Source organism: Eisenbergiella massiliensis (assembly GCF_003435485.1).
This window is the reverse complement of the sequence record NZ_QVLV01000003.1, coordinates 315,328-337,350: the sequence shown is the minus strand read 5'-3', so window position 1 is coordinate 337,350 and position 22,023 is coordinate 315,328. Positions and strand designations below refer to the sequence as shown.

The window sequence follows — 22,023 nt, the reverse complement described above, 5'->3', positions numbered from 1 at the left end:
TGTGAGGGGGTTCCCGGATGCTATTCAGTTTTGGGCTGTTTCTAAAAGCCTCCGGCAGTCGCTTTGGCGGCCCTGATACGGCAGGAACTCGTCGCAGGCTCCTCGGACAGCTGCCGTATTGCGGGCAAAGCGTCTGTCGGAGGCTTTAAGAAACAGCTCCAAAACTTCGTAAGCATCCGGGAATCCCCCTCACACCCCGCCCCCTGTGCAAATCTCCCCGCGCCCCCACCACCAGGACAATGCTCCTCCGCCGGGCGGGTAGGTTGTGAAGGGGAAAAAGGACAGGGAAAAAGAACAGGGCAAAAAGGGCAGGGAAAAGGGCAGGGGAAAAAACAGGGCAGGTAGGAGGGGAAAAAGAACTGGGCGGGGGTGTAGATGGGGGGAATGGATTTCAGATGCATTCCAGGACCATGACGTGTTCGCCGTGGATGTCTTTTTCGCCGTTGAAGCGGAAGCCGTAGTGGGTGTAGAGGGAGGCGGCCGGGGTGTTGCCGGGGATGATGCTGAGGTAGATGCGACGGCAGTGGTATTCGGTTTGGAGACGGTCGATGAGGAGGCGCATGGCTTCTTTGCCGTAGCCTTTGTGTTGGTAGCGTTGGTCTATGAGGAGGCGGTCCATCCATACTCTTCCGGAGGGGAGGTATTCGGGGAAGAAGCCGTACATGGCAAAGCCTATGAGGAGTCCGTCGTCGTAGATGGCTACGGGGCGCCAGCAGGAACTGGCATCGGCTTCCTTCAGGCATTGTTCGACGCTTTCTACATAGGTTTCCTGGCCGAGGGCTGTTTTGAGGGTGAGGGCTTCTTTGCGGTTGGCTGCCGTGATTGGTTGGAGGGAGAGGTTCATGGTGTGTGGATTCCTTTCTGTCTTCTTTTTTTGTGATTTTTGTTATTTTTTTTGATCCTTCGTAGTTTCAATTCATTCTTTCTATCATATGCTATGGAGCCGCCCTATAGTCAAGAGGGGGCAGGGCGGACAGATAAAAGAGTGGATGCAGTAACTGTTCGGCAAGGGGCTGAATTGTTATTTTATGTTGGCGGAATTATGGTAGTGGAATTGTAATAGCGGAGGGGATTTGGTAAGATGGAGAAATGAATGCGGCAGGCCGGGATGGTTCGGGCCGGCGGGAGGAGTGGAGTTGGGAATGGGGAAGAGGACAGGAAAGCGGAGGACAGGAAAGCAGAAGGTGGGACAGCAGATGGCAGGAGAACAGATGGCAGGGAAGCAGAAGGTAGGAAAAGAGACGGCGGGATGGGAAAGTGGGTCCGGCCGGGGGGACAGGAGAAGAAATTGGGTGGATTTGTGTATTGTTTTGCTGACAAGCGGGGTGGTTATTGCGGCCTATCTGGCGGTGATGGGGGGAATGAGCCAGTCCGGGAGCAGCGGAGGCGGTTCGGGTGAGGTGTCGGGGGGAGAGCTTCTTTTGCAGACGTTGTTGGGGGCTTTGACGGAATATGGTGTTTTTGGGCTGGGGATTACGATTGTGTGTGCGGTGCGCAGGGAGAGTTTTCGCAGCTTTGGGCTGAAATGGGAGAAGCTGGGGGTGACGGTTTTGCTGTCGGCGTTGGCTTGTGCGCCGGCTTTTGTAAGTATGTTGTTCCGGAATGAGGTTCACAGTTATCTGCCTTTTCAGACGGTAAATTTTACGAAGCAGGTGCTGGAAGCGGGGGTTCCGGTCAGTTTGGTTGGAATGGTTATTATTGCGGCGAGCTGGGGCTTTTTTGAAGGGTTTTCTTATGTGGTGATTGCGGAGCGGGTGAACCGGCTGTTTCCGGTCAGGCGTGTTTGGCTGAATGCGGGGGCGGCGGCCGGCGGGGCGATATGTCTTGTGGTGCATGCGGTTTTGGGGCTGGCGCCGGAAACGTTTGTTGTGGGGCTGTGTGATTTCATTATTATTTATGGGATGCTGGCGGTCCGGGATTATACAGGGAATGCCTGGGGCTGTGTGCTGATTTATTTTTTCTTCTGGAATGCGTTAGTATAGTTGTGGGGACTTGGTTGCGGAGAGGAAAACAAATTTATAAAATAATATAGAATCAATTATCGGAATTATTTTGCATTTTATTACAATGGTTGACTATATAATGCTAGTAGATTAAACTGAAAATAGAAGACAAATTAATTATACAACTGTAGCAGCACCAATTTATATAAGGATTCGTTGGGTGAAGGTTACAGATTATAAAAAGCATAAAGTGAGTAGGTATAATGAATATTAATAATGTTAAAACAAAACTTTTTATAGTTTTTCTTATAATGATTTTGTTGTTAGTTATTAGTTTTGGAATAATATTTTTTTTGTTGGAAAGATATTCAAGAAATGTTATCTATCAGCAGATGGAAAATAGCGCGCGTTATTATGTAGATTTTACCGATAATCAGATGGAGAATATCCTGCAGCAGAGAGATAATTTTTTCACTGACCGTAATTTGGTTTTTCTCGGAGAAGAAGGTTCATTACTAGATCATGACAGAATGGCAGCTATTCTTACTGAACAGGAGAAATTGTTGCTAATCAAAGGTTCAAATAAAATTATTAAGGATGTCATCGTATATATAACAGGAAGTGATATTATTATTAAGTCAGATGCCCTTCGTACTATGACAGATACAGACAGACAGCGGATTAATCAGTTAAACAAGCGACTGGACGTCTTGACAGTAGAAGACGGGGTATTGACGCTTGCAATGGCAGAACACTATTATTCCGAAAATATACTACCTAGATTTTATTTGGAAATTATTTTTGATGAAGAACAGATAATAAGTAACTTAAATGATTTTTCTATCGAAGGTGGCAGTTCTTTTTGGGATTATCCTCTGATTGGGTGGTTTTTAGAAAATCCCGTGCAAGAGGGCATGGGCAGGAAAATATTAAAGGTTTGTGATGAGACTGAAGGTATCAGCAGAATTAATGTTGACGGTAAATATTTTCTTGTAAATGTGACAGAATCGAAATATTTCGGAAAGCTTATACAGTATTGCAATGAAGACGTTATTCTTCAAAATTTGCGAAGCTATAGATGGCAGATGATTTGTTTTCTGCTTTTGGCAGTAGTATGTGCCATGGTTTTTGCTTCTTATACGGACAGACTGATAAATCGTCCGTTAAGGGAGTTGCAGGGAGCATTTCAGAAACTTGAAGATAGTGATTTGTCAATTAGGATTACGAATAAAACGAATGATGAGTTTGAATATATCTATGATGGATTTAATCATATGGTGGAAAAACTCAGTCAGACAATTGATGAAGTGTATGTGCAGAAAAATTTAGCTGCACAGGCTCAGTTTAAGCAGTTACAGGCACAAATTAATCCGCATTTTCTGTATAATAGTTTCTTTTTGCTAAATGGTCGTATTCACAGGCATGATTATGAAGGAGCTGAACTGCTGACAAATTATCTGGGCACTTATTTTCGTTATATTACCCGTAATGCTTCTGATATAGCAACTCTGAGTGAGGAATTAGAACACGCAGAGGCATATGCAAGGATACAGGAGAGCAGATTTTCCGCACGAATGGAGCTTGACTGGGAAAAACTTCCTGAGGAATGGGAGAATATACTGATTCCACGTCTGACTGTGCAGCCTATTTTAGAGAATGCATTTAAGTATGCTCTGGAAAATAAGGAAGAGGACGGCTTGCTGCATGTTTATTATCTGAAAGAAGCGGGAATGCGTTATATTTTAGTTGAGGATAATGGCGATATTTCCGATGAAGCGATAAATGAAATGAATCGTAAATTTTCAAGTGAATATCAGGGAGAAATTACGGGGATTATTAATGTTGACAGACGCTTGAAAAGTTACTATAAATGCGATACCGGATTATCCGTACAGAGGGGAGAACTTGGCGGGGTGCTTGTCAAAATATTAATACCGGAAAGAAATAATCAGATGTGAATTATGCAGCGGGGGAATTAATATGTTTCAGTTATTAATTGTGGATGATGAAATTGAAAGTCTTGAATGGCTGGTAGAATTATTTGAATCCTGCGGAGAGGAAATTGCAATTTATACGGCGTCTACAGCCAGGAAAGCATTAGAACTTCTGCAGGATATAAAATTCGATATTGTATTAACAGATATTCAAATGCCCGGAATGAACGGACTGGAGCTGTACAAAAAAATAAAGGAGAACTGGTCGCATATACGAATTGTATTTCTTACTGGTTATAGTAATCATGAAATTCTTTACGAGTTGGCGCAGGATAAAAGAATTCGTTATCTGTTGAAAACGGAAAAACCTAAAAAAATTGTAGATACCGTCATTGAGGTGTATTCGGAATTATTAGAGGAACAGGATGCTGCATTAAAGCAGAGACAGAAGGATGCACTTTTATCGAAAGCAAAGTATTGGCTTGAGAAAGGGCTGATAGAACAGCTAATCAATAGTATTGCAGATTCACAGTCTGTAAAGGAACAGCTTCGGGATATGGAAATATCGTTAAGGATTGATGAACCTGTTATATTATTTCTCGCGAGAATCAATAATTCTGAAAGTATAATTCGTTATGAAGAGCAGGAATATGTTTTAGCTGCAGTTTTAGAGAATATGCCGAGAACCGTCAGGACATTGGCGTATATTCTTGATTTCAATTATATGATAGGAATTGTACAGCCTAAAATGTCAGGAATACAGGCAGATTGGGACAATATCTTCGGCATTTGTGCAGAGGGACTGGAAAGTGTAAAAAGACTCTGCGGGGATAAATTAGGGATTTGGATGGCTGCGGCTATTTATCGTGAAAATATTCCGTTGCAGGAATTAGGTAATGCATACCATACTCTTCGCAGGAAGCTGATACCGCTTGTTAATCCTAAAAAAGATGGTGTATTGTTTGTTTCAGCATCTGAAAACGAAGCCGGATATATTAACAGCAAAATCAGTACAATGAAGCTGCTTTTGCTGGAAAATTATATGGAGCAGGGTAAAATAGATGAAGTCAGCGAGCTTTTGAAAGAGGTTACTGTGCCGCTTCTGTTTTATGAAAGTATGCATGATTTAGAAGCGCTGGAAATATACTATAGCATTTCAATGATTTTTATTAAATATATTAATGTCAATGGATGGTATGAGAAAATTCCGTTTCAAATCAGCATGTATCCGCTTACAAGCGTAGAGAATTTTCATGACTGGGGAGAGGCAATTGATTATCTTATGAGACTTACAGGGGTATTGACGGGTTTGCTTAAAGAGGATGAGTTTTTATACGGGAACCGTGCTATTCAGCGGGTCGAGCAGTATATCCGTAATCATTTACAGGATGATTTGAGTCTTCAGGTTCTGGCGGACGTCGGTAATTTTAATGTTTCGTATCTGTCGAGAATTTTCAAGCAGAAATATCATTGCAATCTTTCCAATTATATTGTTAAGGCAAGAATTAGTCTGGCAAAAGAACTGCTTACAAACACAAATGACAAAATTTATTCGATAGCTGAAAAGGTGGGATATGGAAACATCAGTTCCTTTAACAGGGTGTTTAGGAAAAGTGAAGGGATGTCTCCTGCTGAGTATAGAGAAACATATTATATTGGTGAATGACGTTATATTAAAAAAATAGTATTGAGGTGCGGACTTTTTGGTCTGCGCCTTTTTTGTTTACCAAGTATAAAAATAATACTTGTTTTGTATGGAAAATGTTTATTTGGTAAGAAAATGAGAAGAAAGTAAAGAAAAGACTATTTATGGGATTAGAAAAAGTTTCTATACTAGGACATGTGTTAGGAATTCAGAGACAGAAAGAGAGGAATAACAATGCAGACGAAAGGTTTGAAAGGATTTATAAAAAAACTGCGTAAGTATAGGAGTTATTTGCTTATGCTTCTGCCGGCAGTAATTTATACATTAGTTTTTTCTTATTATCCTATGACGGGTGTAATTCTGGCTTTTAAAAAATATACATATGCCGGTGGAATTTGGGGAAGTGCTTGGAATGGTATTGAAAATTTTAAATTCTTTTTTAAATCCGGGCAGGCGGGAATCGTCACTCGAAATACCGTTTTATATAATATACTGTTTATTGTGGTCGGAACAATTGTCCAAATTGCGGTGGCGATATTTCTGACGGAAATTCGAAATAAACATTTTCGCAAGTTTAGCCAGTCATTTATGTTTCTTCCATATTTTATTTCGTGGGTAATTGTCGGAGTGATGGCGTTTAATATTTTCAGCTCGGATTATGGATTTTTGAACAATATAATTACAAGCTTTGGAGGAAAAAAGATATCTTTTTATTCAAAACCGCAAGTATGGCCTGGTATACTTCTTTTCTTTAATGTATGGAAGGGTATAGGATATGGCTCAATATTATATTTAGCAGCAATTATGGGAATAGATACATCAATTTATGAATCAGCTTCAATAGATGGAGCTAATGTTTTTCAAAGGATTTTCCATGTTACGATTCCGATGATTATGCCTACGGTGGTGATATTATTCCTAATGAGTATAGGCGGTATTTTCAGGGGGAATTTCGATATGTTCTATAATCTCGTGGGTTCAAATGGTTTATTGTACGAATATACGGATGTTATTGATACATTAGCGTTCAGAGCTTTAATTTCCAGTAATGATTTCGGAATGTCATCGGCAATCGGATTGTTTCAGTCAGTGCTATGCTTTATCACGGTAATTATCGCAAATAAGCTTGTAGGTCTGTATGACAGAGACTATACATTGTTTTAAGGAGGGCACAATGAGAAAAAATGAGAATCGTTTAGGAAAAATAAAAATGGGAAAAGATGTTGCTGCGTTACATATTATTGCATATGTGTTCTGTACAGTAATGGCGCTTTTATGTCTGATTCCGTTTGTAATGGTTGTGTCCGGCTCTTTTTCATCGGAAGCGAGTATATCAGCAAATGGTTTTTCTCTTTTTCCATATGAGATATCACTTGAGGCATATAAGACAGTATTTAAGGAACCATTAGTGATAGCACGGGCTTATTGTGTGACAATAGGACTTACCGTTGTGGGAACAGCGTTGGGGTTAGTTTTTTCTGTTATGACTGCTTATGTGTTGTGCAGACAAGATTTTGCCTGGAGAAATGCTTTTTCTTTTTTCTTCTACTTTACAACACTATTTAGTGGCGGGCTTGTTCCGACTTATATTTTATATATGAATACATTGAATTTGGGAAACACATACACTGCGATGCTTTTGCCGCTTTTGTTTTCGGTATACAACCTACTGATTATGAAAAGTTATATAACCTCAATTCCTGAATCTTTGGTTGATGCAGCAAAGATTGACGGATGTAGTGAAGTAAGGATTTTGTTTAAGATTATTATGCCGCTTGTTAAACCGGCGTTGGCTACAGTAGGTCTTTTGATCGCATTGTCATATTGGAATAGTTGGTATCATGCAATGCTGTTTATTACTGATGAGAAGATGTTTCCTTTGCAATATTTTTTATATGATACGGTAAATAATATTGAAGCATACAAGAGACTGATAGCTTCCGGTGCCTCTGTTTCCATTAATATCAGTTCGGCGTTGTCGATGCCATCGCAGACATTGAAAATGGCACTTACGGTAGTTGTTACAGGCCCGATTGTTTTGGCATATCCTTTCGTTCAGAAATATTTTGTTCAGGGTATTACGATTGGAGCAGTGAAAGGCTGAGTACACCCGGAAAAAGGGCGGATGGTTTAGCGGCCATATGCGGGAAAGCCGCATGTACGGTTCTGGAAAGGTGATTTTACTTAACAGTTTGAAATAATAGTTCTTTTAAAGAACAGATAAATAAATTATATTAAATAATAAAGGAGGATTCTTATGAAAAAGAATTCAAAAAAATTATTAGCATTGTTGTTAAGTGCGTCGATGACAGTGGGAGTATTGGCAGGATGCGGTGCTAAAAGCACAAACAATGAAGTTGCCCCGGCAACTGAGAATGCAAATGAAGCTATATCGGAAAAATCCGAAGCTGATGGAAATACCCCCGATATTTCCGAACATGTAGATATAACAATGTATCTGGTGGGAGATACGCCTGAAACATATAGTGATATTTTAGCGAAGGTTAATGAAATCACGGAAAGGGAAATAAATGCATCTTTAAATGTAAAATGGCTTTCGTGGTCTGAGCATGATGCAAAGTATTCGCTTCTTTTTTCCGGAAAAGAGGATTTTGACCTGATATTTACGGCTCCTGCCTGGTGTCATTATGAGCAGACTGTTGCGCTTGGTGGATTTCTTGAGCTGACAGAAGATATGATTAGTAAATATATGCCGGATGTATGGGCACAGTTGCCTGAAGTTGCATGGAAGCAGGCAAAGATCAACGGTAAAATATATATGATGCCAGCGAACTTTATAGAGGTAAATCCTCTCGCAGCAACAATCCGTACAGATTGGATGGAACAGTTTGGATTTACGGATATTAAATCATGGGATGATATGTTTGCCTTTATGAAAGCTTGTGGAGAAAATGGGAAAAATGCTTTTGCAGTGAAAGAAGACAATCCATGGGGACTTTATATCGGATGCATTGCAGAAGGATGTAATCCTAAGGGATACTGTGGTCTTAGCGGAACTCCGAGCGGAAACTCATATATTTTTTATAATGGTTATGATGCAGACAGCACAAAACTGACGTCTCTATTTGACATGGAAGAATTCCGCAATTATTGTCATCAGATGAAGGAACTTGCTGATGCAGGGGCAATTCCTGATGATGTTCTTGCAACAAATTTTGAAGAACGTCAGACGTATATGGCAGGCGGAAAAGCTGCATATTTTCTGTGGAATACCGGTACAGCCAGAAACTATGCTAATGAAATTAATGCTGCGCATCCAGAATGTAAAGTACAGATTTTTAACTTCTTTGAGGATGATACATTTTTAGCTTCAAAATATACAAATAATGGCATGGGTATCAATGTAAATACCAAAAATCCGGAGCGTGCAATGATGATGCTTAATCTGCTTGCTACAAATCAGGAGATTATGGATTTAACAAGCCTAGGTATTCAGGGAGTAAACTGGGAGCTTAATGACGACGGAACATATTCCGTGCTTCAGCCATATAATGCAAGCAATTATTGGGGATGGAGAAATGGGGACATGATAAGAAATCTTTATAATCCTGCCGCAACGGATGTTGATAAGAAATATGAACAGATGAATGAAAGTTATTATCAGAATATTAAGCCTGAACATATGCTTGACTATTTTGGATTTGATACAACCGCCGTAAGTACACAGGTTGCTGCTGTAGAAGCAGCAGATGATACATACTGGTATCCGCTGCTTTGCGGACAGGTTGATGATGTAGATGCAACGATTGATCAATTTAAGGTCGCTTTGGAAACTGCCGGTTTACAGGATATTATTGATGAAGCACAGCGGCAGGTCGATGAATATATGTCTGCTCAGAAATAATTCTTTTATTTGTATTTGTATGGATTAATATGAAGTCTAAAGAGAGGAGCTGTGCACTAATTATCCGGAGTGCCAGCTCCTTTCTAAAAATAATCCTTATTTGAAAGATTAAGAAAAGTTGTAAACGGAGGGTACAAAATGGAAATGAGAATTGTTGTTGATATAAATAATAAAACAGCAGATTTGGGAGATTTGTATGGTGTCTTTTTTGAAGATATTAATCATGCTGCTGACGGAGGGTTATATGCCGAATTAGTAAGAAACCGCAGTTTTGAATTTAATACTATTGATAAAGATGGGTATCATGCTTTGACAGCATGGAATGTACAAATACCTGATGGTGCAATCGGCAGTATCTCTGTACAGGACAGTCACCCCTATTGTTTAGAGAATCCGCATTATCTCGTAATTGATGCGACGGAGCCTGCAGTAGGTATTGGGGTGGTTAATGAGGGATTCGGAGAAGGAATATATATAGAGGCTGGGAAAAGGTATATCTTTTCATGCTATGCAGCCTGTGACGGCAGACCACTGAGATTTGAAGTTTCATTGCGTTCTGCAGATGGAACGATGTATGAAAAAAAGGTTTTTCTGATTTCAAATTCCGAATGGGAATGTTTTCGTGCGGAATTTGTATCACCTGTCACCAATACATCTGCAAGACTGGGTTTGCGCCTTGTGTCTGCCGGACGAATTTATATAGATATGGTATCATTATTTCCTGAAGACACATTTTTAAACAGGCAAAATGGTCTAAGAAAAGACATAGCAGAAATGATTGCGGATTTGCATCCAAAATTTATGCGCTTTCCGGGGGGATGCCTTGTTCACGACGGTTCATTAAATGAAAATGACAGAGATTCCATGTATCGTTGGAAAAAGACGTTAGGACCTATAGAAAAACGTCCTGCGAGACGCAATAACTGGGGATACAATCAGACGCTTGGTCTTGGGTATTTTGAATTTTTCCAATTCTGTGAGGATATAGGAGCTAAGCCTCTGCCGGTATTACCCGGCGGATGGGATCCGCACCATAAACGTGCTGTGCCTGTATCTATGATTAAAGAATGGATAGATGATGCTTTGGATTTAATAGAATTCGCTAATGGAGATATAGATACTGAATGGGGAAAGAAAAGAGCTGATTTGGGGCATCCTGAGCCTTTCTTTCTCGAATATATAGGAATTGGTAACGAAGAAGTCGGTGAGGAGTTTTTTGAACGATATACATATTTTCATGAGGCTATCCGGAAAAAGTACCCGGAAATTAAAATTATCAATACCGCAGGTCCTTGTGCCGGCGGAATAGCTTATGAAATGGGCTGGGAGAGTGCAGAAAAACATGGTTCGGATTTGATTGATGAACACTATTATCAGGCACCGGAATGGTTTATTGCAAATCATCATCATTATGATAATTATAATGGTAGAACGACCAAGGTGTTCCTTGGTGAATATGCGTCTAAGGATGATACATGGTACAATGCTCTTGTAGAAGCGAGTTATATGATAGGGCTCGAAAAGAATGCAGAGTCAGTTGGTCTTGTATGCTATGCACCACTGCTTTGTCATACGGATTATATTAATTGGAAGCCGGATATGATTTTATATGATAATAACCGTGTATTCGGAACACCGAGTTATTATGTGCAGAAATTGTTTATGCATAATCAGGGAGAGCAGGAGCTAACTGTATCTATAAATACGGATATAGAGAATGAAGTCATTGAAAGCAAATTAGGAAAAAAGATTTATTTAGCTCCTGGAATAAGGGGCAGGGATTGCGTGATGGAATGCAGTGATATCAGGATCCTGACAAAAGAAGGTGAAATAACCTGCCCTAATGCCGTTATTCGTGCAGAAGACGAGCCATTATTCTTAGGCGAGGCAGACGAGGATTATACTGTGCGCTTTGTGATGAAAAGAACGTCGGGAATTTTCGGAATTTCTTTAAGATTTGCCTGTGCGGATAAAAATAATTTCAGAAAAATCGAACTTGGAGGTTGGGAAAATCAGACTTGCTCTTTTGAGGAGGAAATCGGAGGAAGAGGAAGTTTTCTGTACGATGCCGGATTTGAAATCCAGACGGGAAAGCATTACCAGGTAGAAGTGAATGTTAAGCAGGGACGTATTACAGTATACGTGGATGGAAATACTGTAATTGACTCGGAATGCTTATCTGTAACGATAGAACCGATATATTGTTGTGCATCTTTTGATAACAGTACGAGAGATATTATCGTAAAGGCTGTTAATTTAAAAAATGAGGCTTATATGACAGAAATAGAGTTAAAGGATACCGGAATTGAAAAAGCAGAGGTATATCATATGGACGGATATGCTTTGGATGAAAGAAATAGCTTTGAGGAGCCAAGAAGAGTTATACCGAAAACGGATAGCGTTCCTGTAATAGACGGGAAAATTAGATATATGATGCCGGCAAGATCAATTAATATCTTTCGGGTAAAAAGTATGTAATTTAACTCGCTTCGGTATTTCAAACTATAATCATTAAAAAACTGTTAAAGTACAAAAATTATTGTTTTTTGAAAGTTTTCAGAGAGGCTCAGAAAGCAAAAAAATGTTGACAAATCCGGGGAGCTGCTGTTAGTATATGGAAGTAGGGCAACGGCGTTCTTACCAGTGGGGTAGGAGCGCCTTTTTTCGTTTGATGGGATATATGCAATGGTTCAAAAGGCTGAACTGTTACGAAGTGTTATCAATAAGCAAGGGGATTATTTTGCAGAGAAAGGAATGGTAGCTATGCAGTTAGCGGGAAAGAAGTATACGAAAGAAGATATCCTGAGGCTGGTGGAGGAGGAAGATGTGGAGTTTATCCGTTTGCAGTTTACGGATATGTTCGGCTGTCTGAAAAATATGGCCATTACCTCCAGCCAGCTGGAAAAGGCGCTGGATAACCGGTGTATGTTTGACGGTTCGGCGATAGATGGTTTTGTGAAAATAGAGGAATCGGATTTATTTCTGCATCCGGATTTGGATACGTTTGAGATTTTTCCGTGGAGGCCGCAGCAGGGGAAGGTGGCGCGGCTGATTTGTGATGTGTACCGGCCGGGAGATAAGCCTTTTGAGGGGGATCCCAGATATATTCTGAAGACGGCGCTGAAGGAAGCGGAGGAAATGGGATATACGTTTTATGTGGGTCCGGAGTGTGAATTTTTTCTGTTCCATATGGATGAAAATGCCATGCCTACGACGATTACCCATGAACAGGCGGGGTATTTTGATCTGGGACCGGTGGATCGGGGGGAAAATGCGAGAAGGGATATGGTGCTGACGCTTGAGGATATGGGGTTTGTTGTGGAAACCTCCCATCATGAGGCGGCCCCGGCACAGCATGAAATTGATTTTGAATATGATGAAGCGCTGGCGACTGCCGATAATATTATGACCTTTAAGCTTACGGTGAAAACCATTGCAAAAAGGCATGGGCTGCATGCTACCTTTATGCCGAAGCCGAAAGCGGAGGTGAACGGTTCCGGTATGCATATCAATATGTCTCTGTCCAGGGATGGAAGGAATATTTTTCAGGACGCCGGGGATGAAAACGGGCTGAGCAGGGAAGCCTATTATTTTATCGGAGGAATCCTGAAGCATATCAGGGCAATTACGGCGATTACGAATCCGCTTGTGAATTCTTATAAAAGGCTGGTTCCGGGATTTGAGGCGCCGGTTTACATCGCGTGGAGCACGGCTAACAGAAGCCCTCTGCTGCGGATTCCGGCGGCGGGAAGCGAGAAAACCAGGATTGAACTGAGAAGTCCTGATCCGGCGGCCAATCCCTATCTGGCGCTGGCAGTATGTCTGCGGGCCGGGTTGGAAGGTATCCGGGAAAAAACGGAGCCGCCAAAGAGCGTGAACTGCAATATTTTTGCCATGACAGAGGATGAGAAAAAACTGATGGGGATAGAGCGTCTTCCGGGTACCTTGATAGAGGCGGTTGAAGAACTGGAGAAGGACGAATTTATCAGGGAAACATTGGGCGAGCATGTGGCGAACAAATATATTGAGGCCAAAAAGGAAGAGTGGAACAGGTACCGTGCGCAGGTAACGGACTGGGAGATTAATGAGTATTTGAACCGATTCTGAGCGAAGCTGCTTCATGGCCATACGGGCCATGTGCCGTAACGGGCGCTGCTTCATGGCCGTACGGGCCATGTGCTGTAACGGGCGCTGCTTTATGGCCGTACGGGCCGTGTGCCGTATCGGGAGCTGCTTACAGATGGAGGTACTCATGTGACAAATATCATTGTGGTTTTACCGAAAATAGAGGATGCCAAAAGCATAAAGAATGTTCTTGTGCGCAGCGGCTTTTCAGTGATGGCGGCCTGCAGCACCGGCGCCCAGGCGCTGGGGGCTGCGGATGCTTTATCCGGCGGTATTGTTATCTGCAGCTATAAGCTGATAGATATGGCGTATTCGGAGCTATATGATTATCTTCCCCCGGGAATGGATATGCTCCTCCTGGCCTCCCCGGGATATTTAAGCGAGGTCAGCGTGAAGGATATTGTGTGTCTTTCCATGCCCTTGAAGGTGCAGGAGCTGGTCAGCACGGTGGATATGATGTGTCAGTCCAGGGAAAGGCGGAGGAGAAGGCAGCGGCTTGCGCCCAGGGAACGGAGCAAGGAGGAGGCGGCGATTATCAAAGAGGCCAAGGCTTTGCTGATGGAGCGGAACCGGATGACGGAAGAGGAAGCGCACAGGTACATACAAAAGTGCAGTATGGACAGCGGCACCAACATGGTGGAGATGGCGAAAATGGTGCTGGTAACAAGGAATTGACAGGAGTGGCCGCAAAGGGACAGGGCGGTTATTTTTCAGGAAAGAAGGAAAAGATACATGAAGATAAATTTTACAAAAATGCAGGGCTGCGGAAATGATTATGTGTATATTAATGGTTTTACGGAAAAAATCCCGTTGGAAAAGAAGCCTGATTTTGTCAGGCGGATGAGCGACCGGCATTTCGGGATCGGAGGAGACGGCGTGATTTTTGTGAATCCGTCCAGTCTGGCGGATTTTGAAATGGAGATGTACAATGCGGACGGGACGCGGGCGGAGATGTGCGGGAACGGCATCCGGTGCGTGGCGAAGTTTGTGTATGACAAAGGGTTGACGGATAAGACAGAAATTACTGTTGAGAGCTTCGGACAGGTGAAGTATCTGCGGCTTTTTACGGAAAATGGCAGGGTGAAGCAGGTGCGTGTGGATATGGGGGAGCCTGTGCTCAGGGCGGAGGAGATCCCTGTTGTATGCGACGGTGAGCAGGCGGTGGCTGAAGCGATTGAGGTGGAGGGCAGGAGCTATGAAATGACCTGTGTTTCCATGGGAAATCCTCATGCGGTGGTGTACATGGAGGATGTGGCAGGTCTGGAAATTGAAAAGACAGGGCCTTTTTTTGAAAATCATCCCAGGTTCCCCAGAAGGGTGAATACGGAATTCGTGAAGGTTTTGGACAGGAATACGGTGGAAATGCGTGTCTGGGAGCGCGGCTCCGGGGAGACGCTGGCCTGCGGGACGGGCTGTTGCGCTGTGGCTGTGGCCTGCGTGTTAAATGGGCTGACGGAGAGACAGGTGACGGTCAAGGTCCTGGGAGGGGAACTGGAAATCGAGTGGGATGAAAAGAACAACCGGGTTTATATGACAGGGCCTGCGGAGACGGTGTTTGAGGGCTGTGTGGAGGATTGAGAGGAGAAATTTTGATATGTACAGGATAAATGAAAATTATCTGAAGCTTCCGGGAAGTTATCTTTTTTCAACAATTGGGAAAAAGGTGAGTGCGTTTTCCGCGGCAAATCCGGATAAGAGGATCATCCGCTTAGGGATCGGGGATGTGACGCAGCCGCTGCCGGGCGCAGTGGTGGAGGCTTTGCACAGGGCTGTGGATGAGATGGCGGATGCGGATACGTTTCATGGGTATGCCCCGGATTTGGGGTATGAGTTTCTGCGGAAGGCCATTGCGGAAAATGATTTTCAGGCAAGGGGCTGCGCGGTTGAACCGGATGAGATTTTTGTTTCTGACGGGGCGAAGTCGGATTCTGCCAATATTCAGGAAATTTTTGCGGCGGACAGTAAAATTGCGGTGTGTGATCCGGTGTATCCTGTGTATGTGGATTCTAATGTGATGGCGGGCAGGACAGGGAGCTATGATAAGGAGTCGGAGGTCTGGAGCGATGTGATTTATATGCCGTGTACGGCGGAGAACGGGTTTGTCCCTGAGCTGCCGGAAAAGACGCCGGATTTGATTTATTTGTGTTTCCCGAATAATCCTACGGGCTGTACGGTGACGAAGGATCAGCTGCAGGTATGGGTGGATTATGCGAACCGGGTGGGGGCGGTGATTATTTTTGACGCCGCTTATGAGGCGTATATTTCCCAGGAGGATGTGCCTCACAGTATTTATGAGTGTGAGGGGGCGAGGGGCTGCGCCATTGAGCTGCGTTCTTTTTCCAAGAATGCGGGCTTTACCGGCCTGCGCCTGGCTTATACGGTAGTGCCTAAGGATATGGTGTGCGGCGGGGTGTCTTTGCATTCGCTCTGGGCCAGGAGGCATGGGACGAAGTACAACGGCGCGCCTTATATCGTGCAGAGGGCCGGGGAGGCTGTTTATTCGGAGGAAGGGAAGGCGCAGATCCGTAGCATGGTGGACAGGTATATGAAAAATGCGCGTTATATTCTGGAGGGGCTGAAGAGCGCCGGGTATGAGGTGTACGGCGGGGTGAATTCTCCTTATGTGTGGATGAAGACGCCGGGGCAGATGGGGAGCTGGGAGTTTTTTGATTATTTACTGGAACGGGCGAATGTGGTCGGGACGCCGGGAGCGGGGTTCGGGCCGAGCGGGGAAGGGTATTTCAGGCTGACGGCGTTTGGGTCGTATGAGAATACGGTGGAGGCTGTGGAGAGGATTAAAGAGATATAAAGAGGGATTAAGGAAAGTATTGATTTTGGGGATGGGTTGTGGTATGATGTGAAACAATTTATAGTAATGGCATTGAACGGGACTCTTGTCAGGGGAAGCGACAGGAATGCGGCGTCACCGACTGAGAGCGCTGCTTGTGTAAGCTGACAAAGGGAACACCCGGGAGCCGGTTATTTGAAATTTCGTGAGAAACGTAGGGTAATCCGTGTAACACGCGTTAAGTGTAAGAGTGGGTAAGGCGGTAAAACACTTTGTTGGAAGTGGCGTCTTATCAATGCGGGTGGTACCGCGGATCCGTTTGGAGTCCGTCCCGGAATGCAGATTGTATGCATTCCGGGATTTTTTTATTCCCGCGAGCAACGAGCCAAGTAGCCATGCTTGCATGGATATTTAGCGACTGCCGCGAGGGTCAAATACCCCATTGCTTGCAGCGGGGTATTTGATTTCCCGGGAACGAGCCTGGCAGCCTTGCCTTATATCTGGCGGCTGCCAGGAGGGAGTTGAAGGCAGAGAGACTCAGGAAATAAAAGGTTACGGGTTTCTTTAAAATGGTTCCGCCCCGCAGTGGAACTTGCAGACCAGCCACAGAAAAAGGAGACCAAAGTTATGGAATTTTTGACAGGAGTGAAGCAGAAAGAGGTATTGGAAATCGGAGCTCTTCTCTTACCGGAGATGGTGGGAAGGGAAGTAAAGGTGAATGGGGCTGTCCATGCCATACGTGATATGGGGACGATAGCCTTTGTCGTCCTTCGGAAAAGGGAAGGGCTGGTGCAGTGTGTGTATGAACCGGGTAAGGCGGATTTTTCCTTAAAGGAGCTGAGAGAGGGCGGCGCGGTGGAGGTTTCAGGCGTCCTGGCGGCTTCGGAAAAGGCTCCGGGCGGTGTGGAAATCAGGATGAGGGCGGTGGTTATTCTTTCAGAGCCTGTGCAGGCAATGCCGATTCCCATTTCCAAATGGAAAATGAATATTTCCCTGGAAACCAGCCTGGATCTGCGTCCTGTCTCTTTGCGGAATATCCGGGAACGGGCGAAGTTCCGTATTCAGGATGGGATTGTGAGGGGCTTTCGTGATTTCCTTGTCACACAGGGATTTACGGAAATCCACACTCCTAAAATCGGAGCCAGGGGCGCTGAGGGAGGAGCAAATATTTTCCGCCTGGATTATTTCCACAGGCCGGCGGTGCTCGCCCAGAGCCCTCAGTTTTATAAACAGATGATGGTGGGCGTATTTGACAGGGTTTTTGAGACAGCTCCGGTGTTCCGGGCAGAGAAGCATAACACAAAGCGTCATTTGAATGAATACACCTCCCTGGATTTTGAAATGGGCTACATTGACGGTTTTGAAGATATTATGGCAATGGAAACCGGGGTCCTGCAGAACATTATGGGGCTTTTGAAAAAGGAATACAGCAGGGAGCTGGCCATTTTGGATATCGAACTCCCGGACACTGAGAAAATCCCCTGCGTCCGGTTTGACGAAGCAAAAAGGCTTGCGAGTGAAAAATACGGCAGGCCCATCCGCAACCCGTACGATCTGGAGCCGGAGGAGGAATCGCTTATCGGCAGGTATTTTAAAGAGGAGTATGGAAGCGATTTCGTATTTGTCACCCATTATCCCAGCAAAAAGCGACCCTTTTACGCGATGGATGATCCCGGGGATCCTGCTTTTACGCTGAGCTTTGACTGCCTGTTTAAAGGGATGGAGATTACCACCGGAGGGCAGCGGATCCATGATTACCATATGCTGCTTGAAAAAATGGCGAAGCGGGGCATGACGGAGGAGGGAATGGAGCACTATCTGATGGCCTTCAAATATGGAATGCCGCCCCACGGCGGCCTGGGCATCGGCCTGGAAAGGCTCACCATGAAGCTCGTGGGAGAAGACAACGTCCGCGAAACCACACTGTTTCCCCGTGATTTGAGCCGTTTGGAACCTTAAGAAACTGTCCGGCAGGCCTGCACATTTACTGCGCAGGCCGTACAAAAAAAGGAGGAGAACAACATGGCAAACGTAATAACAGATGCCACCATCGACTACGTAGGCATTCTGGCAAAGCTGGAGCTTACAGGAGAAGAGAAGGAACAGGCCAAGGCCGACATGGGCCGGATGCTGGATTATATAGATAAACTGAATGAACTGGACACGGAAGGCGTGGAGCCCATGAGCCATATATCTGCCGCCGCCAATGTATTCCGGGAGGATGTGGTAACAAACGGCGACGACAGGGAACAGATACTGAAAAATGCGCCGGGATGCAAAGACGGGATGTTTAAGGTCCCCCGTACAGTGGATTAGTTCATAAACGAAACCATGCGTCATGCAGGAAGCCCTGAGTCAGGCGGAAAGAGGTAACCGTTTGGCCGAAGGCTGAACTGTTTCGGAAAGAGAGGCAATTATGAGTCTTATGGAATTTTCGGCCGTACAGCTGGCCGGTAAAATAAAGAAAAAAGAATGTACCTGCCGGGAAGCCGTGAAAGAAGCATTCCGGCAGATAGAGGAAAAGGAGGCAAAGTTTCATTGTTATATCAGCCTGGATAAGGAACGTGCCCTGAAGCGGGCGGAACAGGTGCAGGCAGCAATTGATGCCGGGGAGCTGGCCGGGCCGCTGGCAGGCGTGCCGATAGCAGTCAAGGATAACATCTGCACAAAGGATGTTAAAACAACCTGTGCATCCCGCATCCTTTCCAATTTTGTCCCTTCCTACAGCGCAGAAGCTGTGGTGAGGCTGGAGCGGGCAGGGGCTATTATCCTGGGAAAAACCAACATGGATGAATTCGCCATGGGATCCACAACGGAAACCTCCGCCTTCGGAGTGACCGGGAATCCGTGGAACCCGGGGCATGTGCCGGGAGGCTCCTCAGGCGGTTCCGCGGCTGCGGTAGCGGCGGGAGAATGCTTTGCCGCCCTGGGCAGCGACACCGGAGGCTCCATCCGCCAGCCGGCCGGTTTCTGCGGCGTGGTGGGAATGAAGCCCACCTACGGAGCTGTTTCCCGTTACGGACTGGTTGCCTATGGCTCTTCGCTTGATCAGATAGGGCCGCTGTGCAGGGATGTGGCGGACTGCGCGGCAATACTGGAGGTGATCGCAGGACATGACAGCAAGGATTCCACCTCCGTGGATTTTGCTGCCGCAGGGGAAAAAACGGATTTTACCTCCGCGCTGAAGGACGACGTGAGTGGAATGCGAATCGGCATTCCCCGGGATTATTTCGGAGAAGGGCTGCATCCGGAGGTACGGAAGGCCGTCCTGGAGGCAGCGGAGCTTTTAAAGGATAAAGGGGCCGAAGTGGAGGAATTTGATCTTCCTTTGGTGGAATACGCAATTCCCGCTTATTATACCATCGCTTCCGCGGAGGCCAGCTCTAACCTGGAACGTTTTGACGGTATTAAATACGGATACCGCGCCAGTGAATACGAAGGACTGCATCAGATGTATAAAAGAACCCGCTCTGAAGGCTTCGGCCCGGAGGTGAAGCGCCGTATCATGCTTGGATCCTTTGTATTAAGCTCCGGCTATTATGATGCTTATTATCTGAAAGCCCTCCGTGTCAAAGCGCTGATAAAAAAAGCCTTTGACGAAGCCTTTGCCCGTTATGACTGCCTGCTGGGGCCGGTGGCTCCCACAACAGCGCCGGGGTTGGGAGAGAGCCTGACGGATCCGATACGGATGTATCTGGGAGATATCTATACGATTTCCGCCAATCTGGCGGGACTTCCCGGAATCTGCCTGCCCTGCGGCCTGGACAGCCGGGGGCTTCCCATCGGCCTGCAGCTGGTTGGTGACTGCTTCCAGGAGAAAAAACTGATTCAGGCGGCCTTTTCCTATGAGCAGGCCAGAGGCCGTTTCCCGGACTGTCCGTGCCGGGCAGAAGAGACGGCAGTACCAGAACCAGCAGTGCCAGAACCAGCAGCTGCTGGCAGCAAAGCCGGCGGAACGGATTCTGATGAAAGGAGGCGCGGATAAATGGCAAAGCAATACGAAACAGTAATCGGCCTTGAGGTTCATGTAGAACTGGCAACCCGGACCAAAATCTTCTGCGGCTGCTCCACTGCTTTCGGCGGAGCGCCCAATACCCATACCTGTCCCGTCTGTACCGGAATGCCGGGCTCCCTTCCCGTACTGAATAAGCAGGTGGTGGAATATGCCATGGCTGTTGGCCTTGCTACCGGCTGTTCCATTACCAGGTTCTGCAGATTTGACCGGAAGAACTATTTTTACCCCGACAATCCGCAGAACTATCAGATTTCCCAGCTCTACCTCCCCATCTGCCAAAACGGCTGCGTGGAAATCGAAACGCCTGCCGGGAGGAAGAAAATAGGAATTCATGAAATCCACATGGAGGAGGATGCGGGAAAGCTGATACATGATGAATGGGAGGATATTTCCCTGGTGGATTATAACAGATCCGGCGTCCCACTGATTGAAATCGTATCTGAGCCGGATATGCGAAGCGCCGATGAGGTGATTGCTTATCTGGAAAAGCTGAGGCTCATTATTCAGTACCTTGGCGCCTCAGACTGCAAGCTGCAGGAGGGCAGTATGCGCGCCGATGTCAACCTTTCCGTGAGGGAAGCGGGCGTACGGCAGCTGGGGATCCGGACGGAGATGAAGAACCTGAACTCCTTCAAAGCCATTTCCCGCGCAATAGAAGGGGAACGGCAGCGCCAGATCGAACGGCTGGAGGAGGGAAAAAAGGTAATCCAGGAAACAAGACGGTGGGATGACAACAAGGAAGCTTCCCATGCCATGCGTTCCAAAGAGGATGCCCGGGATTACCGCTATTTTCCGGATCCGGATCTTCCGCCCATATATATCGGGGAGGATTGGCTGGAGGCTGTCCGCCGGAAGCTGCCAGAATTCCGGACGGAAAAAATGACCCGCTACAGGCAGGAATATGAGCTGCCTGATTATGATATCGAAATTATCACAGGATCCAAACCGCTGGCGGATCTTTTTGAAGAAACCACGAAGCTGTGCGGACAGCCCAAAAAGGTGAGCAACTGGATTATGGGGGAAACACTGCGGCTGCTTAAGGAAAAAGGTGAGGAGCCGGAGAATATCCGTTTTTCCCCGGCCAACCTGGCGAAGCTGATAGAGCTGACGGAAAGGAAGGAAATCAACGGCAGCGTGGCGAAGAAGATTTTTTCCGTGATGTTTGAAGAGGACGTGGAGCCGGAAGCTTATGCCCTGCGTCACGGATTAAAAACGGTGAATGACGAAGGCCTGCTGCGCAGCACAATTGAAAGCGTCATTGCAGACAACCCGCAGTCGGCTGCGGACTTCCGAAACGGCAGGGAAAAGGCGGCCGGCTTCCTGGTAGGGCAGACGATGAAAGCCATGAAGGGCAAAGCTGACCCGGCTTTGGTAAATGAAATGGTAAGGGAAATTCTGCAGGGTTAAAAACCGTTTTTTCAGAATGAACTAATATTTTATCAGATAAAAATATGACCGGATGGAACCTGAGTTCTATCCGGTCATACAGATCTTTCCCCGTATTTTGAAGGGAAAGCCAGGCGGTCCGGAAGTTTTAAACGTTACAAACAGAGAAAAAATGTTTTAAAAAGCGTGCAAGCGTTATATTGTTTTTGCCATTTAGACACAAAAATTGCCGTTCGCGCACCAAAACTTGATTTATTGCAACTACTGTGATATTTTTAAATTAACCAGTTTTTGATGGCCGGGATATGTCTTTTCGGCATGA

16 protein-coding genes are annotated in these 22,023 nt (G+C 45.5%); 15 read left to right on the top strand and 1 reads right to left on the bottom strand.

The genetic code is table 11. From position 1 onward, the window contains the following. Window positions 1–391 precede the first annotated feature (391 nt). Window positions 392–844, bottom strand: coding sequence for a GNAT family N-acetyltransferase (locus tag DXC51_RS30565; protein ID WP_081745281.1), 453 nt, complete (start codon window positions 842–844; stop codon window positions 392–394). Between the two features lie 229 nt (window positions 845–1,073). On the opposite strand from DXC51_RS30565, the gene DXC51_RS06610 reads away from it, so the two are divergent. The 15 genes from DXC51_RS06610 (at window position 1,074) to gatB (ending at window position 21,722) form a co-directional block, all read left to right on the top strand. Next, the gene (locus DXC51_RS06610) at window positions 1,074–1,982 is read left to right on the top strand and encodes a hypothetical protein (protein ID WP_025488754.1); all 909 of its coding nucleotides are present in this window, start codon (window positions 1,074–1,076) and stop codon (window positions 1,980–1,982) included. 224 nt (window positions 1,983–2,206) lie between these two features. Then, a complete protein-coding gene (locus tag DXC51_RS06605; protein WP_025488755.1) occupies window positions 2,207–3,901 on the top strand; it encodes a sensor histidine kinase in 1,695 nt (564 codons plus the stop codon). Between the two features lie 40 nt (window positions 3,902–3,941). Continuing rightward, the gene (locus DXC51_RS06600; protein WP_181970041.1) at window positions 3,942–5,543 is read left to right on the top strand and encodes a response regulator transcription factor; all 1,602 of its coding nucleotides are present in this window, start codon (window positions 3,942–3,944) and stop codon (window positions 5,541–5,543) included. Between the two features lie 213 nt (window positions 5,544–5,756). After that, entirely contained in the window at window positions 5,757–6,686 is a 930-nt protein-coding gene (locus DXC51_RS06595) for an ABC transporter permease (protein WP_025488757.1), read from the top strand. Between the two features lie 10 nt (window positions 6,687–6,696). After that, entirely contained in the window at window positions 6,697–7,626 is a 930-nt protein-coding gene (locus DXC51_RS06590) for a carbohydrate ABC transporter permease (protein WP_025488758.1), read from the top strand. Window positions 7,627–7,779: 153 nt separating this feature from the next. Next, window positions 7,780–9,387 carry an ABC transporter substrate-binding protein gene (locus tag DXC51_RS06585; RefSeq protein WP_025488763.1) on the top strand — a complete coding sequence of 536 codons (1,608 nt, stop codon included), beginning with the start codon at window positions 7,780–7,782 and terminating at the stop codon, window positions 9,385–9,387. Between the two features lie 138 nt (window positions 9,388–9,525). Further along, a complete protein-coding gene (locus DXC51_RS06580; RefSeq protein WP_025488764.1) occupies window positions 9,526–11,865 on the top strand; it encodes an alpha-L-arabinofuranosidase family protein in 2,340 nt (779 codons plus the stop codon). A gap of 285 nt (window positions 11,866–12,150) precedes the next feature. Further along, entirely contained in the window at window positions 12,151–13,494 is a 1,344-nt protein-coding gene (gene glnA, locus DXC51_RS06575) for a type I glutamate--ammonia ligase (RefSeq protein ID WP_035322982.1), read from the top strand. Between the two features lie 147 nt (window positions 13,495–13,641). Beyond that, a complete protein-coding gene (locus DXC51_RS06570; protein WP_025488766.1) occupies window positions 13,642–14,187 on the top strand; it encodes an ANTAR domain-containing response regulator in 546 nt (181 codons plus the stop codon). A 63-nt stretch (window positions 14,188–14,250) separates the two neighbouring features. After that, window positions 14,251–15,090 (top strand): diaminopimelate epimerase, encoded by an 840-nt coding sequence (gene dapF, locus DXC51_RS06565; RefSeq protein WP_025488767.1) that lies wholly within the window; start codon window positions 14,251–14,253, stop codon window positions 15,088–15,090. Between the two features lie 16 nt (window positions 15,091–15,106). Continuing rightward, window positions 15,107–16,321, top strand: coding sequence for an LL-diaminopimelate aminotransferase (locus DXC51_RS06560; RefSeq protein ID WP_021638144.1), 1,215 nt, complete (start codon window positions 15,107–15,109; stop codon window positions 16,319–16,321). A gap of 606 nt (window positions 16,322–16,927) precedes the next feature. Beyond that, window positions 16,928–18,259 carry an aspartate--tRNA(Asn) ligase gene (gene aspS, locus DXC51_RS06555; protein ID WP_025488768.1) on the top strand — a complete coding sequence of 444 codons (1,332 nt, stop codon included), beginning with the start codon at window positions 16,928–16,930 and terminating at the stop codon, window positions 18,257–18,259. Window positions 18,260–18,322: 63 nt separating this feature from the next. Next, window positions 18,323–18,616 (top strand): Asp-tRNA(Asn)/Glu-tRNA(Gln) amidotransferase subunit GatC, encoded by a 294-nt coding sequence (gene gatC, locus DXC51_RS06550; RefSeq protein ID WP_021638147.1) that lies wholly within the window; start codon window positions 18,323–18,325, stop codon window positions 18,614–18,616. A 100-nt stretch (window positions 18,617–18,716) separates the two neighbouring features. Beyond that, entirely contained in the window at window positions 18,717–20,285 is a 1,569-nt protein-coding gene (gatA, locus tag DXC51_RS06545) for an Asp-tRNA(Asn)/Glu-tRNA(Gln) amidotransferase subunit GatA (RefSeq protein WP_025488769.1), read from the top strand. Further along, window positions 20,286–21,722, top strand: coding sequence for an Asp-tRNA(Asn)/Glu-tRNA(Gln) amidotransferase subunit GatB (gene gatB / locus DXC51_RS06540; protein ID WP_025488770.1), 1,437 nt, complete (start codon window positions 20,286–20,288; stop codon window positions 21,720–21,722). Window positions 21,723–22,023: the final 301 nt, after the last annotated feature.

Coding starts and splice junctions, on each gene's coding strand:
- DXC51_RS30565 (WP_081745281.1), bottom strand. CDS start 844: ATGAACCTCTCCCTCCAACCAATCACGGCAGCCAACCGCAAAGAAGCC.
- DXC51_RS06605 (WP_025488755.1), top strand. CDS start 2,207: ATGAATATTAATAATGTTAAAACAAAACTTTTTATAGTTTTTCTTATA.
- DXC51_RS06595 (WP_025488757.1), top strand. CDS start 5,757: ATGCAGACGAAAGGTTTGAAAGGATTTATAAAAAAACTGCGTAAGTAT.
- DXC51_RS06590 (WP_025488758.1), top strand. CDS start 6,697: ATGAGAAAAAATGAGAATCGTTTAGGAAAAATAAAAATGGGAAAAGAT.
- DXC51_RS06585 (WP_025488763.1), top strand. CDS start 7,780: ATGAAAAAGAATTCAAAAAAATTATTAGCATTGTTGTTAAGTGCGTCG.
- DXC51_RS06580 (WP_025488764.1), top strand. CDS start 9,526: ATGGAAATGAGAATTGTTGTTGATATAAATAATAAAACAGCAGATTTG.
- glnA (WP_035322982.1), top strand. CDS start 12,151: ATGCAGTTAGCGGGAAAGAAGTATACGAAAGAAGATATCCTGAGGCTG.
- DXC51_RS06560 (WP_021638144.1), top strand. CDS start 15,107: ATGTACAGGATAAATGAAAATTATCTGAAGCTTCCGGGAAGTTATCTT.
- aspS (WP_025488768.1), top strand. CDS start 16,928: ATGGAATTTTTGACAGGAGTGAAGCAGAAAGAGGTATTGGAAATCGGA.
- gatC (WP_021638147.1), top strand. CDS start 18,323: ATGGCAAACGTAATAACAGATGCCACCATCGACTACGTAGGCATTCTG.
- gatA (WP_025488769.1), top strand. CDS start 18,717: ATGAGTCTTATGGAATTTTCGGCCGTACAGCTGGCCGGTAAAATAAAG.
- gatB (WP_025488770.1), top strand. CDS start 20,286: ATGGCAAAGCAATACGAAACAGTAATCGGCCTTGAGGTTCATGTAGAA.